General features: G+C 67.4%; 14 protein-coding genes. 4 read left to right on the top strand and 10 right to left on the bottom strand.

The genetic code is table 11. The features are described from left to right. Positions 1–20: 20 nt before the first annotated feature. The 10 genes from BJF87_RS02550 to BJF87_RS02505 form a co-directional block, all read right to left on the bottom strand. The gene (locus BJF87_RS02550) at positions 21–968 is read right to left on the bottom strand and encodes a diiron oxygenase (protein WP_035752250.1); all 948 of its coding nucleotides are present in this window, start codon (positions 966–968) and stop codon (positions 21–23) included. Then, positions 965–1,846 carry a prephenate dehydrogenase gene (locus tag BJF87_RS02545; RefSeq protein WP_035752251.1) on the bottom strand — a complete coding sequence of 294 codons (882 nt, stop codon included), beginning with the start codon at positions 1,844–1,846 and terminating at the stop codon, positions 965–967. Before BJF87_RS02545 ends, BJF87_RS02550 begins: the two co-directional genes overlap by 4 nt. Continuing rightward, on the bottom strand, positions 1,843–3,957 hold the full coding sequence (pabB, locus tag BJF87_RS02540) for an aminodeoxychorismate synthase component I (protein WP_035752252.1): 2,115 nt from the start codon (positions 3,955–3,957) through the stop codon (positions 1,843–1,845). The genes BJF87_RS02545 and pabB overlap by 4 nt, the downstream gene beginning before the upstream one ends. 10 nt (positions 3,958–3,967) lie before the next feature. Continuing rightward, positions 3,968–4,399 (bottom strand): chorismate mutase family protein, encoded by a 432-nt coding sequence (locus tag BJF87_RS02535; protein ID WP_006360857.1) that lies wholly within the window; start codon positions 4,397–4,399, stop codon positions 3,968–3,970. A gap of 355 nt (positions 4,400–4,754) precedes the next feature. Then, positions 4,755–5,855, bottom strand: coding sequence for an ATP-binding protein (locus BJF87_RS02530; RefSeq protein WP_035752254.1), 1,101 nt, complete (start codon positions 5,853–5,855; stop codon positions 4,755–4,757). Between the two features lie 81 nt (positions 5,856–5,936). Next, entirely contained in the window at positions 5,937–6,224 is a 288-nt protein-coding gene (locus BJF87_RS02525) for a hypothetical protein (protein ID WP_006360859.1), read from the bottom strand. Positions 6,225–6,247: 23 nt separating this feature from the next. Next, positions 6,248–6,550: a hypothetical protein gene (locus BJF87_RS02520; protein ID WP_006360860.1), complete on the bottom strand. Its 303-nt coding sequence runs from the start codon at positions 6,548–6,550 to the stop codon at positions 6,248–6,250. Then, a complete protein-coding gene (locus BJF87_RS02515; RefSeq protein ID WP_006360861.1) occupies positions 6,547–7,119 on the bottom strand; it encodes a recombinase family protein in 573 nt (190 codons plus the stop codon). The genes BJF87_RS02520 and BJF87_RS02515 overlap by 4 nt, the downstream gene beginning before the upstream one ends. A gap of 442 nt (positions 7,120–7,561) precedes the next feature. Beyond that, the gene (locus BJF87_RS02510; protein WP_035752256.1) at positions 7,562–8,761 is read right to left on the bottom strand and encodes an acyl-CoA dehydrogenase; all 1,200 of its coding nucleotides are present in this window, start codon (positions 8,759–8,761) and stop codon (positions 7,562–7,564) included. Then, positions 8,758–10,140: an LLM class flavin-dependent oxidoreductase gene (locus BJF87_RS02505; protein WP_035752531.1), complete on the bottom strand. Its 1,383-nt coding sequence runs from the start codon at positions 10,138–10,140 to the stop codon at positions 8,758–8,760. The genes BJF87_RS02510 and BJF87_RS02505 overlap by 4 nt, the downstream gene beginning before the upstream one ends. A gap of 232 nt (positions 10,141–10,372) precedes the next feature. Here BJF87_RS02505 and BJF87_RS02500 point away from each other — a divergent pair, with 232 nt between their 5' ends. Genes BJF87_RS02500 through BJF87_RS02485 form a run of 4 tightly spaced genes read left to right on the top strand, consistent with a single transcriptional unit; the run spans position 10,373 to position 15,709 of the window. Further along, positions 10,373–12,040 (top strand): ABC transporter substrate-binding protein, encoded by a 1,668-nt coding sequence (locus tag BJF87_RS02500; RefSeq protein WP_035752258.1) that lies wholly within the window; start codon positions 10,373–10,375, stop codon positions 12,038–12,040. Next, a complete protein-coding gene (locus tag BJF87_RS02495; RefSeq protein WP_035752260.1) occupies positions 12,037–13,059 on the top strand; it encodes an ABC transporter permease in 1,023 nt (340 codons plus the stop codon). Before BJF87_RS02500 ends, BJF87_RS02495 begins: the two co-directional genes overlap by 4 nt. Next, positions 13,056–13,982 carry an ABC transporter permease gene (locus BJF87_RS02490; RefSeq protein WP_035752263.1) on the top strand — a complete coding sequence of 309 codons (927 nt, stop codon included), beginning with the start codon at positions 13,056–13,058 and terminating at the stop codon, positions 13,980–13,982. The genes BJF87_RS02495 and BJF87_RS02490 overlap by 4 nt, the downstream gene beginning before the upstream one ends. Continuing rightward, on the top strand, positions 13,979–15,709 hold the full coding sequence (locus BJF87_RS02485) for an ABC transporter ATP-binding protein (protein ID WP_084813138.1): 1,731 nt from the start codon (positions 13,979–13,981) through the stop codon (positions 15,707–15,709). Before BJF87_RS02490 ends, BJF87_RS02485 begins: the two co-directional genes overlap by 4 nt.

Below are 15,709 nucleotides of genomic sequence, written 5' to 3'. Positions count from 1 at the left end.
TGTCGTTTGTGCCTCCGGCCTCAGCGATGCTCGAGCTCACCGAACCGGGCGAGCAACCGGTTGATCGCGCTGCAGTCCTGGAGGAAGTGCCGGCGGTCGGGGTCCTCGGCGACGTCACGCAGCATCTGATCTGCATCCGGGACCTGCTCCGCGGCCAGAATCGCCGACCACACAGCCCCATCGGTGGCGGTGAACGCGTCGACGCCGTCCCGCAGCGCGCGCGCCAGGAAGCTCCGGTCGTCCGAATCCAGCTTGTCGTGCACCATCGCGATCATCTCGGTCGCAACCGAGGCGTGAGCGCGTTCGTCGCGGCGGTGTAGCGCGATGGTGGCCTGGTGCACGGGCTGGATCGTCCGGTCACCGGCGATCAGGCTCAGGTAGTCGGCGATGGAGGTCTCGGCGACCGTTGCGTATGCCAGAGTCGTCAGCGCCGCTGCTCGCGGGGACTCTGCCTGCGCGAACGACTCTCGGTGCCCGCGTGCGGTCGACGACTCCGGCAACGTCGAGTCCGGTAGTGCCCAGCCGCGACGACGACGAGTCAGCGCGGACGCGTTCAGGTGCATCAGGGTGTGGTACTCCTCGTCGACCATCGACTGCACCACCGCCGCCCGGTCCGCATCAGAGAAGCCGGTGCCGAACACGTCCCGGAACAGCAACCCGAAACCGGGTGTCACGACGTCCTGTTCGATGTCGACGACGTTCTTGTTGTAGGCGATCCACGCCCAGGCCCGGACCCGGGTCCGGACGTCCTCGTCGAGCCGCTCCCAGCTCGGATGCCCGGCGAACGGGAGCAGCACCTCGGGATAGTCCTCGCGGGTGTCGTCGTAGAGGTCGTCCATCGTCGGTATGTCGAGCTCGGGTTCGGTGCGCCGCACCGTCGCCCGCCGTGGCCAGCTCCGCACGAGGCCGTCGATGACCGCCGACTCCACCGGGTCGGACGCGTCGTGCTCGGGCAGGTGGCCGGTCACGTGGACAGCCTCTCGAACATCCGCGCACACAGTCGCGCGTAGTCGTCCGCGTGGCCGCCCAACGGACCACCGGCCTCGGTGAGCAGTGCCGTGAAGTCGTCGGTGTCGCCCGCGGACGCAGCGGACACCCGGCACACGGCCCGCGCCAACGCCTCTCGTGCGGCGGGTGCACACGGGTTTGACGCCTGCACGTCCCGATACACCTCTGGTGTCCCGCCGGTGATCCGTGCCTGTAGTGCCGACATCGTCGTGAACGGCGGAGTGGCCAGGGCGGCTGCCTCGTCGGCATCGATTCCCAGGTCGGCGAGCGCGCACCCGAACGCCAGGATCGTCGCGTGGGTGAGGGCCTGCACCGCCGCGCACACCCGGTCGTGCCGATCGGCGGTCGTGATCTCGACCCGCGCGCCCCACCGAGACAGGTCGTCGCGCAAGCGATCCGCACCCGGACCGTCACGATGGACGACGACCGCGACCGCCCGGCCCGAAAGACCGAGGGACGGAGCGAACATCGGGTTGATCCCGACGATCGGACCGCCCCTGTCGACGTCGTCCCCGTCGAGTTCGGCGACGGCCGAGGAGAACCGCGTCTTCACCGACAACGTCTCCACCAGCAGCGCCGCCGCGTTCAGCAGAGGGATCACCGACTTCACGGCCTCCAACGCCACACCCTCCGGGACCGCAAGCACCACGACATCGGCCTCCCGCAGTCGTGACTCCGCCCCCCGGTCGGGGTATCGGATGTCGTCACCGTGGCGGGCGTCGAGCACGTGCACGGTGTTCCCGTCACCGCGCCACCGATCGGCGAGCATCGTCCCGACGGCTCCGGCACCGCCGGCGACGACGATCGACCGGGCTTCGGGCGCGGGCGATCCGGTCACGGTCCACTCTCGTCGGCGACGGACAGACAGCGTCGCATCGACAGCGCCTTCACCATCGTCTCCTCGAACTCGTCCTCCGGATCCGACAGCGCGACGATCGCACCACCGACCCCGAACGTCACCTCGGACTCGGTGGCCACCATCGTGCGGATCACGATCGACAGGTCGGCGGTTCCGGTCAGTGAGAAGTAGCCGATCGCCCCCGAGTACACCCCCCGCGGACCGGCCTCGAGTTTGTCGATGATCTCCATCGTGCGGATCTTCGGCGCCCCGGTCATCGACCCGCCCGGGAACGCCGCCCGCACACAGTCCACCGCGGACACACCCGCGCGCAACGTTCCGCGCACCGTCGACACCAATTGGTGTACCGGCGAATAGGTTTCGACGGCGAACAACGACGGCACGTGCACCGAGCCGGGCTCGCAGACCCGCGACAGGTCGTTGCGGACCAGGTCGACGATCATCAGGTTCTCCGCCCGGTCCTTCTCGCTGTGTCGCAGGTCGTACTGAAACCCCTCGTCCTGCACGGGATCCGCGGACCGTGGCCGAGTGCCCTTGATCGGTTTCGACTCCACCGTGCGATCTGCCCCCACCTTCAGGAACCGTTCCGGGGATGCGCTGAGCACCGACAACCCCGAGAACTGGAGCAGCGCGCTGTAGGGCATCGGGCTGATCTCGCGGAGGCAGGAGTACCCGGACACCGGGTCGAGGCCGCGGTGCACGGTTGCCGAGTTCGTCAGGCACACCTCGTACGACTCCCCGGACCGGATCTCCGCCAAGCACTGCTCGATGAGCCTCAGGTAGGTCGGGTGGTCGTGCCGGAACACGATCGGCACCTCGTGCGACTCCTGGACCAGCGGGGGAGCGGCGACCATCGGTTCGGAGGCATGATCCTGCAGCTCCCGGATGGCCGACGCCGTGTCGCGCAACCACCGCGCGGTCGCAGGGTCCACGGTGCCGGGCTCCGCGTCATCGACCGGTTCGAGTGCGAGCAGGTATGCGCACCCGCGTTCGTGATCGATCACGACGGCCCGGTCCGCGAACACCAGTGCCGCATCGGCCTGTTCAGATGCGTGGGCCAACTGGCCGCCGGTGTCCGCTTTGAGTTCGTAGCCGAGATAACCGACGTAGCCGAGACAGAACCCGAACGGCAGATCCGGCCGGGGCGCGACCGACCGCTCCCGTAGCCGGGCGTCGAGATAGTCGAAGAAGGTGCTGCGGATCTCCTCCTCGCCGCCGTCCGAATGTTCCACTCGCACGGTCATTTCCGGAACCCGGTAGGTCACGTACTCGGCGCGTGGGCCCGAGCAGTCACCCATCACGGAAAACCGGCTCCCCGTTTCGTTGGCCGCCGACCCGTCGAGCCAAAAGCTGTTCGGTCCATCAGCGAACAGTCGCTCGTACACCGCAGCCGGGTCGACGACCCGGTCCACCCGCTCCGACCGCACCCGGTAGTCGTGTTCCGGCCTCATCGGTGCCGCCTCGGCCGGCCGCTCCGTGGAGGTGTTCCTCGGCGCCGCCGGTATCGGTCGCCGCATCCGCACCGGGGTGGCCGCGGCGAAGTTCGAGAGCAGCTCCCGCCCGTACTCGGTGCAGATCGACTCCGGATGGAACTGCACCCCCCACAGCGGGAGTTTCCGATGACGCACCGCCATCAGGACGCCGTCGTCCGACCACGCCTGGGCCTCCAACCCGTCCGGGACCTCCAGGACCGCCAGCGAGTGGTACCTGACTGCCCGGAACGGGGACGGAAGACCATCGAACAGGCCCTGCCCGTCGTGGTGCACCGCGCTGATCCGTCCGTGCCGAGGCTCCGGGGCCGAGACAACCGGACTGCCGAACAGGTGACACAGTCCCTGGTGGCCCAGGCAGACTCCGAGGACGGGAAGTCCGCTGTCGGTCAGGGCCCGCCCGCTGATCCCGAAGTCGCGGGCGCAGTCCGGACGCCCCGGGCCGGGGGAGACCACCACGTTGTCGAATGCCGTCAGGTTCACCGACGACCACGGCGCATCGTTGGCGACGACCACCGGCTCCGAGCCGTTCACCTCCGTCAACAGGGCATGGAGGTTGTAGGTGAACGAGTCGTAGTTGTCGATCAGAAGTGTCCGCACCGCGTCCGCCTCAGTCCACGCTGGCGTCGGCGGCGCCGTCCACGGCTGTCCGCTGGACGAGGACGCGATCAGGGCCCGCATGCGCGACCGGAGCCCCGTTCGTCCGCAGTTCATCGGTCGCCACGATGAGGTCCTCCACCCGGCAGGTCTCCGAGATGAGCAGGTCGTAGAGGTCGTGCAGGAACTGTGGGGAGAGTCCGTGGTCGAGGGCGTAACGGTGGGCGTGATCGTGCACCGCTCCGACGCGGCGCGGCTGCATCACGGGAATGGCGTGGCGCTCCTTGAGGTACGCGATGCGAGTGCAGACCTCCAGCCGGGCGCGGACATCGTCGAGCAGCCGGTTGTCGATTGTGTCCAGTTCCGCTCGGAGGTCGGCGAGCTCGCGCTCGCCGAGGTCGCCCTCGGTCACCGTCTGTCCGTTGTTGCCCGTCGATTCGCTCACCGCTCGACCACCTTGCACTGTCCGAAGGGAAGTGCGGCCCGCCGACTTGAACCGCTGAAACGCGACGCGGGCCCGAACTGACACTGCGCCCGGTCCGCGCTCGCGAACCGCAACCCCGACTCGGTCCATGGTCGCACCGACCATGCGCACCACGAGGGCGTAAGCGTCACCAGGAGATCACGATTCACCAACGACACTGCCGTCACCGTCATCCGTTCGGATGGTTGGATGTCCGTTATTTCGCACTCGGTCCTCGACGATCCCGTCCACCCTCCACCGACGGCAACGTTGTGTCACGGCCCGGGATCCGGCTCCGATCGCGCGCCGCTCGCGGTGTGACAGAGGGAGAAGACGCTCAGGCGAGCAGCGGCACCACGACGTCGGCTCCGCCCTCTTCGGTGATCCGGCCTCCCATCCGGGTGAAGGTGGGCGTGGTGATGAACCCGCCCGCGAAGAGCGCTTCGCCCTGACGGAACTCGGGCGACTCCGCCAGCATGTGTTCACCGACGAACCCGAAGGTGTCGGCAAGTTCGGCCAGATCGCGCGGCGCGTTCATCCGCATCAGGCACAGGTTGTCGCACTGGGACAGCACGTTGGGGTGAATCTTCGTCGGCCGTTGCGTCGACAGGAGGAGCCAGAGTCCGAACTTGCGTCCCTCGGCGGCGATCTGCACGACGCGGTCGATGAGGGCCTGCTCGACCGCGCTGGTGGCGACGGGAGGACAGATGTTGTGGGCCTCGTCGATCACGATGAGCACGGGTCGCCGCTCTTCGCGACGCGCCCACAGGTGTTCGAGCGCGGAGAGGGCGGCCACCTTGGGTTCTGCCGGGTGGGCGAAACCGCCCAGGTCGAGCACGGTCGCCTGGGGGCGTTCGTCGATGATGTCGGTGGCCGCGACCTCGCCTCGAGCCCACAGGTCCCAGTCGAGGACCTGGAGATTCTCGATCCGCTTGGCCAGTCGCTGGTGACCGGGATCGTCGGACGCCCGCAGCGCCGAGATGTAGGTGCTCTGGTCGGGTGTGTCGCCGGCGCCGCCGCTGAGGGTGGCGTCGGCGTGCAGCAGGACGTTGTACTCGTCGGCATCGGCGATCGGATCCAGCTGCAGGACGGCGGCCTTCGCGGTCAACGGCAGATCGGTGAACCGCGCCCGCAACTGCGGGAGATCGCGTCGTGTCGAATGCAGCACCTGGATGTCCGATGCGGCGATGGCCGCGGCGAGTTCGGCATCGGTGGTGTCACGCGTCTCCGGAAGCCGGGTGAAGTCGGCGTTCGGATCGAGGATGAGCAGTGGCAGGCGCGTGTTCAGCAGCAACTGCTCCAGCACCACCCCGAGTGCGTAGGTCTTTCCCGAACCGCTCTGGCCGCACCAGAAGGTGTGCCGGTTGAACTTGTGTGCGGAGAGGACGACGTCGGACGTCGCGTCGTCGCGATGGCTTCCCACTGTCAGCTGAACCACGCCTGAAGAATACGGCGTCGAGGGACACGGCACCGACTCGCAGCGCCGCGCGATGTGTGCCGGACCTTCGCCGGGAGATCGTCAGAGCCGCTCGACCTCGACGAAGACAATCGTGTTCGTCGAACCCCGGTTCTCCACGCGGTGTTCGACACCGGCGATCCGGGTGTAGCTCTCGCCGATCCGGAGTTCTGCGGCGATCTCCGAACCGTCCGGTGCGACGGCATACATCGTGTCGTCGACGAGCGGTACGACGACGTAGTCGTGCTCATGCCGGTGCATGGGGATGGCTCCACCCGGCTCGATGGTCCACCGGGTGACTCGGAACCGTCCGTCGTCCTGCTGCACCTCGGCGTGTGAACCCGTGCCCATTGCGTCCTCCGTGTCGTCGATGCTCACCTGCCGGCGTGCCGCAGGTGCCCGTACAGGGCCGCGCGGTAGCCGCGGGTGTAGCTGGGTTCCTCGTCGTCCGGGTCGGGCGGGCAGTCGAGGGTCGACGACGCGAGCTGACGTGCCCACGGTGCCGGGAGAGCGCACAGCGCGGCCTCCGCATCCTCGAATCCTTTCTGGAACAGATCGGGATCGAGGTGCTCGTCGAGGTCGGCATCGTAGATCGGGAAGGAGGTGGGTAGCCGGGTGACGACTCCGTATTCGGTGACGATGTCGAGTTCGGGAAATTCGTTTTCGTGGTTCGTCAACGGACCGTGCGCCTTTCGGCGAGCGTGCGGTAGAGCGTCGCACGGCTGACCCCCAGTGCCTGGGCGATCCGCGGCACGGATTCGCCTGCGGCACGCATCTGTTCGGCGCGGAGCACCTGCTCGTCGTCGAGGACGCGGGGCCGTCCGACCGTCGACTCCGACCGCCGGCGCGTCGTCAGTGGTCGCGCCGAGGTGAGCGCGGGGGAGGGGTCGTCGAGTTCGGCCAGTGAAGCCAGGACGCCGACGACCATCGCGCCGGTCGGATCGTCGGTGTCGATGCCCTCGCGCAACGAGCGGAGACCGATGCGTCGTTTCGCGAGTTCACGTGTGATGGCCATGACCTCGCGGATGTTACGGCCCAGTCGGTCGATGCCCACGACCACCGTCGTGTCACCGGCTCTCGCATAGTCGAGTAAGGCGTTCATCCCCGCCCGACGGTCCGCGGGCTGCGCCCGATCGGCGGCGTCGGTGTAGATCCGACCCGGATCCACCCCCGCCTCGGTCAGTGCATCGATCTGTGGTCCGAGAGCGTGCGCTCCCGGGGTCTCGCGCGCGTATCCGAGGGACATCCCCGGTGCGCCACCTCTCGCTTGGTCCGTCACAAGAGGGACTCTATCTCAAAAGTCTCGATACTGATTCTGAGACGCGCCGGGAATTCGAGACGTCGGTTGCAAAAGTCTCGCGATGGGAGCCATTTCGAGATCGTCTGTCGCAAAATAGGGGTCTCATAAGTTTCGAGACGTGACCTTGGGGGCTGGACTGCATCCGGTCGCCGACGCGGATCCGGCTGAGCGTCATCGGCCGAAGTCGTCGAACCCTGATCGACATCGCGCGCGACCTCATCTCGGCATGACAGCACGAAGGGCCTGGTGACGGAATGTCACCAGGCCCTTCGAGGTTCGTCGCTATGGCTCCTCACACCTCAGGGAGCGAGGGGGGCGTCGCTATGGCTCCTCACACCTCAGGGAGCGAGGGATTGTTGCTGCCGTTCCCTCTCTTGCAGGCAAGATGTCAGAAGTACCCGTTCGCCGGGAGGGGAGTGCCGTTGACCAGCAGGTCACCGAGCGCGATCGCCTTGTATGACGTCGGGTTGTGCAGCGTGACCGTGCGGATGTTGCGCCAGTGCCGATCCAGGTTCTTGGCCCGGCTGGCCGACGACGCGCCGCCGACGTCGAACAGATCGGCGGCAGCACGCAACCCGACGCGGTCGACGTGGACCTTCACTCGCGCGGCCGCCGTGGATGCCCGGACGAACAGGTCCGGCTCGATCACGCCGCTGCGTGCCGGCGCGAACGCCTCCTCGATCGTCCGTGCGGCATCGAGGACCGCGGCCCGCGCGACGTGGGCGGCCGCGTCGATCTCACCGACGGTGCCGAGCAGCACGGGGTCGTGGCGCGGCGACTCGGCGGGCGCATGGTCGAAGGTCCGCGTCCGTGACCGCAGGAGCGCGGTCGCATCGTCGCTGACCGACAACAGGATTCCGGTGATCAGCGCCTGTAGGTAAAGCTGCAGGAACGGTCCGTCGTTGGCGATCGCGGCGGTCGACGCCGGGTCGGTGAAGGCCAGGATGTCGTCGGCGGTCACCCGGACGCTGTCCAAGGTGGTGGTGCCGGTACCGGTACGGTTCTGTCCGATCCCGTCCCAGTCGTCGACGATGGTGACGCCGTCGCGGTCGACGGGCAGGACGATCCGAGCGACCTGACCGTCGAACTCGCCGCCGCGAACCGTCGCGGTGACCGACACGTAGTCCGAGAATGCGGTGCCGGTGCTGTAGAACTTGGCCCCGGTCAGCAACCACCCGCCGTCGACGGCACGCAGTTCGGTCTGGAACGAGAGCGAACCCGCGCTGCCGGTGCGTTCACTGGTCGCGTTGCCGAACACCCTGCCCGCCGCGATCTCTGCGACCCAGCGGTCGCGGACGGGGCCGTCGGGGAACCGGCGGATCTGCTCGACGAACCAGAAGTGCGCCCGCAGGATGTGGGCGACGATCGGATCGGCACGGGCGAGATCGATGAGGAAATCGAACAGCTCGGGGGCGCCGGCACCGGGGCCTGACGACTCGTCGAGAGTCACAGCGGTCAAACCGGATTCACTCAGCAATCGCACCTGGGCGTGCGGGTCGATGCCGGTCAGTTCGCGCACGGCGGCATCGGCTGCGATCTCGGACAGGATCGTCGAACGATCGGAGACGACGCGGGTCAGGACACTCATGCCGGCACCTCGACCTTCTCGGCGAACGCGCCGCGGTACGCCGCGGCGGGATGCGTGTCCGGAAGGGTGTCCCGGCCGGTCAGCTTGCGCCGGCTCGTGCCCGGCGCGTATTCGTGCTGGGCAAGTCCGCGCTCTCGCAGCACCGGCAGGACATGCTCGGCGAACTCGATGTAGCTGTTCGGGATCGTCGCGTTGATGACGTTGATGCCCCCGACGCCGGCGTCGCGCCATTCCGCCAGTCGATCGGCGATCTGCTCCGGCGTGCCGACGACGCGTCCGCTGCGGCTACGCAGTTCGGCCAGGTCGCGGACGGTCGGCTCACGATCGGGTACGGCCTCGCGCAGCCACAGCAGGGTGCTCTGCGTGCCCTCGGTCTTGATCTCGCCGATCGGGGTGTCGAGGTCGTAGAACCCGAGATCGAACCCGAGACCACCCGCCGAGTGGGCGATGATCGTGCTCGGGTCGATGTACTCGTCGAGCTCGGCCGCCTTTCGCCGTGCCTCCTCCTCGGTGCTCCCGATGACGAACGAAAGACCCTGGAAGAACTGGATGTCCTGAGGATCGCGGCCGGCTCTGGCGGCCAGACGACGGGTGTCGTCGACGAGTCCCTTGGCTGCTTGCGGTGTGGGCGACACGATGAACTGCGCCTCGGCATTTCGTGCGGCGAACCGACGGCCCGTGGGTGACGAGCCGGCCTGGAACAGCACCGGTGTGCGCTGCGGCGACGGGGCGACCAGGTGCGGTCCCTCGACGCGGTAGCGGTCGCCGACGTGGTGGATCTTGTGGACCTTGTCGAAGTCGGCGTGGATGCCGCGGATCCTGTCCTGGACCAGGGCGCCGTCATCCCAGCTGCCCTCCCAGAGCTTGTAGGCGACGTCGACGTACTCCTCGGCCCACGCATACCGGTCGTCGTGCGCGGTGATGCCGTCGTATCCGAAGTTGCGCCAGGCATTCTGGGACAGGCTGGTCACGATGTTCCACGCGATACGTCCGTTGGAGGCGTGATCGAGCGTGGAGATCTTGCGGGCGAAGTCGAAGGGATGTTCCTGCAGGATCGAACTGGTGATGGCGATGCCCAGGTTCTCGGTGTGCGACGCGAGCGCAGAGGCGAGAACCAGTGGATCGTTGCTCGGGATCTGCAGTCCGGTGTCGACGAACTTCTTCCAGTCGCCCTGGTAGTCGTCGTAGAGTCCGACGACGTCGGCGAAGAAGATGAAGTCGAATCTGGCTTCCTCCAACGTCTTTGCGAGGTCGATCCAGTGCTGGAGGGAGTTGAAGTCCGTTTGTCGCGCATCGGGAGCACGCCACGCCCCGTGCAGGATGTGGGACGTCGTGTTCATCACAAATGCGGCGAAACGCAAGGGTTTTGGCTCTGACACCCGGATGACGGTACTCACGCCCCCCGCTTCGTGCGTCCTTGTGCTCAGGGTGAATCCAAAGCCTGACGTCGACGTCGCCGATCACTACCGTACGAGCTGACCGCGGGTCGCCTCTGCAGCTTCTACGTGCCGCGACACCGGCGCCGACCCGCCGGCCCCCGTGGTCCGAACTTGTTCTTCTGTTTTCCATCACTGTCGAAATCACGACTCTCGATCTCGAGGAGTACCTGGCGTGTTCAGATCTGTCCGTTCCAGACGGACTCGAACCCTACTGGCAGTCGGCCTGTCGGCCGCTGCGCTGCTGTCGGCGTGCGGCGAACGCCCGGCCACCGGAGACGGTACGTCGACGGGCGTGCCCGCAGCGGCCGGTGAATACCTCGACGGCGGCGTCATCGAGTACGGACACGAACAGGAACCGCCGTGCATCCACGGCGGCTGGGTCCAGAACGCCTACCTCGCAAGGCAATACCTCGACAACCTCGTCTCACTCGACGACAACGGGTCACCGGTGCCGTGGCTGGCGACGAGCTGGGAGATCTCGCCCGACCGCAAGACCTACACGTTCCGCCTCAAGCCCGACGTGAGGTTCAGCGACGGGACCGATCTCGACGCGGCCGCGGTGAAGACCAATTTCGACAAGTACCTCGATCCGGACGCTCCCAACGGAACGGTGATGGCCTATATTGGCCAGTACTACGCCGGTGGCGAGGTTCGCGATCGCAACACCTACGTACTGCACCTCAAGCAGCCGTACAGTCCGCTCCTCACGGTCCTGACCCAGGGCTACTTCGGGATTCAGTCGCCGACCGCGCTCGCGCGCGGGAAGAAGGAGAACTGCTCGAAGCCCGTCGGGTCCGGGCCGTTCATCATCGAACGCTGGGATCGCAACCGCAGCATCACCTTCGTGCGGAACGCGAACTACAACTCGGCGCCGGCCAACGCGAAACACCAGGGACCGGCCTATGTCGACAAGGTGATCTGGAAGTTCCTCAAGGACCCGGTGTTACGGTACGGCTCGCTGACCAGCGGATCATCCGACGTCATCTACAACGTCCCGGCCATCAACTGGGCCGACGCGACAACTCGGTTCCAGACCAGGCAGTACGTGACACCGGGACGCCCCAACGCGATCACGCTCAACGTCGATCACGCACCGTTCGACGACGTCCGGGTGCGTCAGGCGTTCGCCTACTCTGCCGACCGCGAGAAGGCAGTGGAGACAGCATTTCTCGGCGTCGTCCCGTTCAACTCGAACGGAGCGCTGAGTCAGAGCACCCCCGACTACGACCCGTCCGCCGGCGCCTACGTCCGTGATCCGGAGAAGGCGAATGCACTGCTCGACCAGGCAGGTTGGACCGCGCGCGACTCCGACGGCATCCGAACCAAGGACGGCCGCCGTCTGACCGCACGCGTGGTGTACGCGGCCGACGCCATCGTCGGACCCGAGGGCGCGGCGATCCTGCAGAACATCGCCCACCAGGCGCGCGACGTCGGCTTCGACATCGAACTCGTCCCGGCGACGCAGAGCGAATACTTCGGCGGCAACTACGCCAAGGCGCCCACCTACGACGCCTACGTCGGCTACTGGACGAGTCCGACCCCGGGGCTGCTCTACATCAACTGGCGCCAGCGACTCGAGGATTCACCGAATCCCCACAACACGGCCTACTACAACGATCCGACCCTGCAGGGCTTCATCGAGAAGGCCAACAGTGCGGCAGACCCGGCCGAGCAGCGCGAGTTCTACCGCAGGGCCCAGAAGCTGATCGGCGACGAGGCACTGTCCATCGGCCTGTACACACAGACGACCTCGATCGCGGTCAACCCGAAACTGCACGACGTGTGGGTCGAGAAATCCCAAGGTGAACCGGTGTTCGCGGATGCGAGGTTTGTGCGATGACCATACAGGTCGACAAGACGACGATCATCGACCCGGAGTCGGCCGGCGAGCCGACCCGACGTCGACGCCGCGGGGGTTCTGCGGTGTGGCTGCGGTGGTTCGGCAAACTCGGCTCGGCCGTGTTCGTGCTGTGGGCGGCTGCGACGATCACGTTCCTCCTCCAGGTGCTCGCGCCCGGTGACCGCGCCACGCTGCTGCTGAACCTGTCGTCGGGGGAGAGCCGCGAACGCACCCCCGACGAACTGGGCCCGGTCAACGACCAGTTCGGGTTCACCGACTCGATCTGGCAGCAGTACCTGCACTACCTACAGGGTCTGCTGCGCGGCGACCTCGGGACGTCGTACCAGCTGAGTGAACCCGTCACCGAGGTGATCGCCGCCCAGCTCGGTCCCACGCTGGTGCTGACCATCAGTGCGCTGATCGTGGCCTGGCTGCTTGTCCTGGTGACCACGACGCTGACCGCCGGCCGCCGCGGTCCGGGCGGAGCGCTCGGCGCCCTGCTCGAGACCGTGAGCGCCGGGCTCCCGCAATACTGGCTGGGTTCGATCCTGCTGGTGGTCTTCGCGATCAACCTCGCCTGGTTCCCGGTCGAGAGCGGTGACTCGTTGCGCGGTCTGGTCCTCCCGGTTCTCACGCTGGCGATACCGCTGGCCGGATTCCTCGGCAGCATCGCCCGCGACGAGTTCGCCCGGGCGCTCGACCAGCCCTTCGTTCTCACCGCTCGGAGCCGTGGTCTCGGCGATCTGTCGGTTCGCGCCCGACATGTGCTGCGCCACTCGGTGATTCCCGCCGTCACGGTCTCCGGTTGGGCCATGGGGGCGCTGCTCTCGGGTGCGGTCATCGCCGAGACCGTGTTCGCGCGGGCCGGCATCGGGCAGACCCTTGTCGCGGCGGCCGGCTCGCGTGACGTCCCACTGGTCAGCGGCATTGTCGTGCTCGTCGCCGCGATCTACACCGTCGCCAATCTGCTGGTCGACTTCCTCTACACCGTCATCGACCCCCGGATCGAGGTCCCGTGACCATCCAGAAACCGTCCACCGGGACGGCACCCGACACGACGTCACCGGACACGACGTCATCGATCAAGACCTCCCGCAGCACGGTCACCGCGCTGCCGGAGAGCTCGCGCCGACCGTGGGCGCTGCCACCCACCCTCATCGCCGCGCTCGGAGTCCTCGTCCTGCTCGTCTTGGCAGCCGTCGTGCCGGGGCTGATCGCGCCGTACGACCCGCTCGCCATCGACCTCGACGCGACGCTGTCGCCGCCGACGTGGGCGCATCCGTTCGGCACCGACCTGTCGGGCCGAGATCTTCTGAGCCGGATCATCTTCGGCACCAAGCAGTCCCTCGCGATCGGCCTCGGCGCGGTGGCGGTGGCACTCGTCCTCGCCGTGGTGCTGGGAATCACCGCCGGTCTGTCTGGACGGATCGCGCAGGCCCTCGCCAATCGGTGGATCGATGTGCTGTTCGCCTTCCCGACGATCCTGCTCGGACTCCTGCTGACCTCGGTGTTCGGCCCAGGGCCGTACACGCTGATCTTCGCGATCGGGATCGGCATCGCCCCGGGATATGCGCGGATCATCCGCGGCCAGGTCCTGACGGTCCGCAATGCCGCCTACATCGAGGCGGCGACGGCGCTCGGGCACTCGCGGACGCGAATCCTCCTGCAGCACATCGCTCCCAACGCGCTGCGGCCGATGATCGTCACCGCGACACTGGGTATCGGTCAGGCGATCATCTGGGCGTCGGGGCTGGCCTACCTCGGTCTCGGCGTTGCGCCCCCGTCGCCCGAGTGGGGCGCCCTGCTCGACGCCGGACGCACCTACATCACCGTGGCCTGGTGGCTCGAGATCTTCCCCGGTCTCGTCATCGTGATCACCGCCCTGGCATTCACCACCGTGGGACGCCACCTCGGCGCCCGTCTGGAAGGAACCACCCGATGACCGTAGTCGCGACTCCCCTCGAGGACCGGACCGACGACGTCGCCGACCCCACCGGCACCGACGACTCGACGGCCCCACTCGCCGAGATCCGGGACCTGCACGTGTCCTTCGGCGGCCGCGAGGTGGTCAGGGGCGTCTCGTTCTCGGTGAGCGCCGGCGAATGCCTTGCGGTCGTCGGAGAATCCGGGTCGGGCAAGTCGGTCACCGCACGCACGCTCATCGGGCTCACCGGTGAGGGCGCCCGGATCAGCGCCGAGACAATCGCTTTCGACGGTCGGTCGCTGCTCGGGTACAAGGACCGGGACTGGCGCCGTCTGCGCGGCCGGGACATCGGATTCGTCCTCCAGGACGCCCTGGTGTCGCTGGATCAGCTGCGCACCGTCGGCAGCGAGATCGGGGAGGCCCTGACCGCCCATTCAGACTCCCGTGGCGGCGGTCTCTTCCGGAATCGATCACCGCGCCGACGCGCCGAACGCGACGAGAAGATCGAAGAACTGTTGACCCTGGTCGGGGTTCCCGAGCCCGGAGTCCGTGCAGCGCAGCGCCCGCACGAGCTCTCCGGTGGTCTCCGTCAGCGCGCGCTGATCGCGTCGGCTCTCGCGCAGGACCCGAAGCTGCTCATCGCGGACGAACCGACCACCGCCCTCGACGCCACCGTCCAGGCCCAGATCCTCGACGTCCTCGGCGAGGCCAAGGATCGTGGCAACGGCGTCATCCTCATCTCCCACGACCTCGCGGTCGTCGCACGTCTCGCCGACCGCGTCGCGGTGATGCGGCACGGTGAGATCGTCGAGTACGGCTCCACCGACGACGTGCTGCGCAATCCCACCCACGACTACACGAAGAGCTTGCTCGCGTCGGTGCCGTCGCGCACCTCCAAGGGCACGCTCCTTACGAGCGGTGAGACGCTCCCGGAGACCCTCGTGCCATCGCATACCGAGGCGCCGCCCGCGCTGCGTGTCCGGGATCTCCGAAAGTCGTTCGACAGCAAGGACAAGACGGCACGACCGGCGGTGCGCGACGTGAGTTTCGACGTCCTGCCCGGTAAGACACTGGGCATCGTCGGCGAATCCGGATCGGGCAAGACGACCACCGCCCGCATGGTCCTCGGGCTCACGACCCCGGACACCGGGACCGTCGAGCTGAACGGGCGACCGTGGAGCGCATTGTCCGATGTCCGACGACGCGCGAACCGTCACCAGATTTCCGTCATCTACCAGGACCCGCTCAGCTCGTTCGATCCCCGCTGGAACGTCGAACGCATCCTGCGCGACAGCCTGCGTTCGCGGATTCTGCGCGGCACAGCACTCGACGACCGCATCTCCGAGTTGCTCGACAGCGTCGGACTGTCGGACGCGTTTCGCCGGCGTCACCCGCTGCACCTGTCCGGCGGGCAGCGACAACGAGTCGCCATCGCCCGTGCGCTGGCTCCGGAACCGTCGGTGATCGTGTGCGACGAACCGGTGTCGGCTCTCGACGTCTCGATCCAGGCCCGCATCCTCGACCTGCTCGCGATGTTGCAGGTGGAAACCGGCGTCTCGCTGGTCTTCATCTCGCACGACCTCGGGGTCATCCACCACGTCGCCGACGACATCCTGGTGATGCGCGGGGGAGAGGTCGTCGAATACGGCGAGGCCGATCGCGTCTTCGGCAGCCCGGAGCATCCCTACACGCGGGAACTGCTCGCCGCGGTTCCGACGATCGGTGACGGGGAGCCCATCGCGTGA

It is taken from the genome of Gordonia sp. CNJ-863 (genome assembly GCF_001942325.1).
Taxonomy (GTDB): Bacteria; Actinomycetota; Actinomycetes; order Mycobacteriales; family Mycobacteriaceae; genus Gordonia; species Gordonia alkanivorans.
This window is presented reverse-complemented; position numbering and strand designations above follow the sequence as displayed.

Excerpts from the sequence above, each read along its gene's own strand:
- BJF87_RS02485 (WP_084813138.1), top strand. The coding sequence starts at position 13,979 with ATGACCGTAGTCGCGACTCCCCTCGAGGACCGGACCGACGACGTCGCC.
- BJF87_RS02495 (WP_035752260.1), top strand. The coding sequence starts at position 12,037 with ATGACCATACAGGTCGACAAGACGACGATCATCGACCCGGAGTCGGCC.
- BJF87_RS02525 (WP_006360859.1), bottom strand. The coding sequence starts at position 6,224 with ATGGGCACGGGTTCACACGCCGAGGTGCAGCAGGACGACGGACGGTTC.
- BJF87_RS02510 (WP_035752256.1), bottom strand. The coding sequence starts at position 8,761 with ATGAGTGTCCTGACCCGCGTCGTCTCCGATCGTTCGACGATCCTGTCC.
- BJF87_RS02515 (WP_006360861.1), bottom strand. The coding sequence starts at position 7,119 with ATGTCCCTCGGATACGCGCGCGAGACCCCGGGAGCGCACGCTCTCGGA.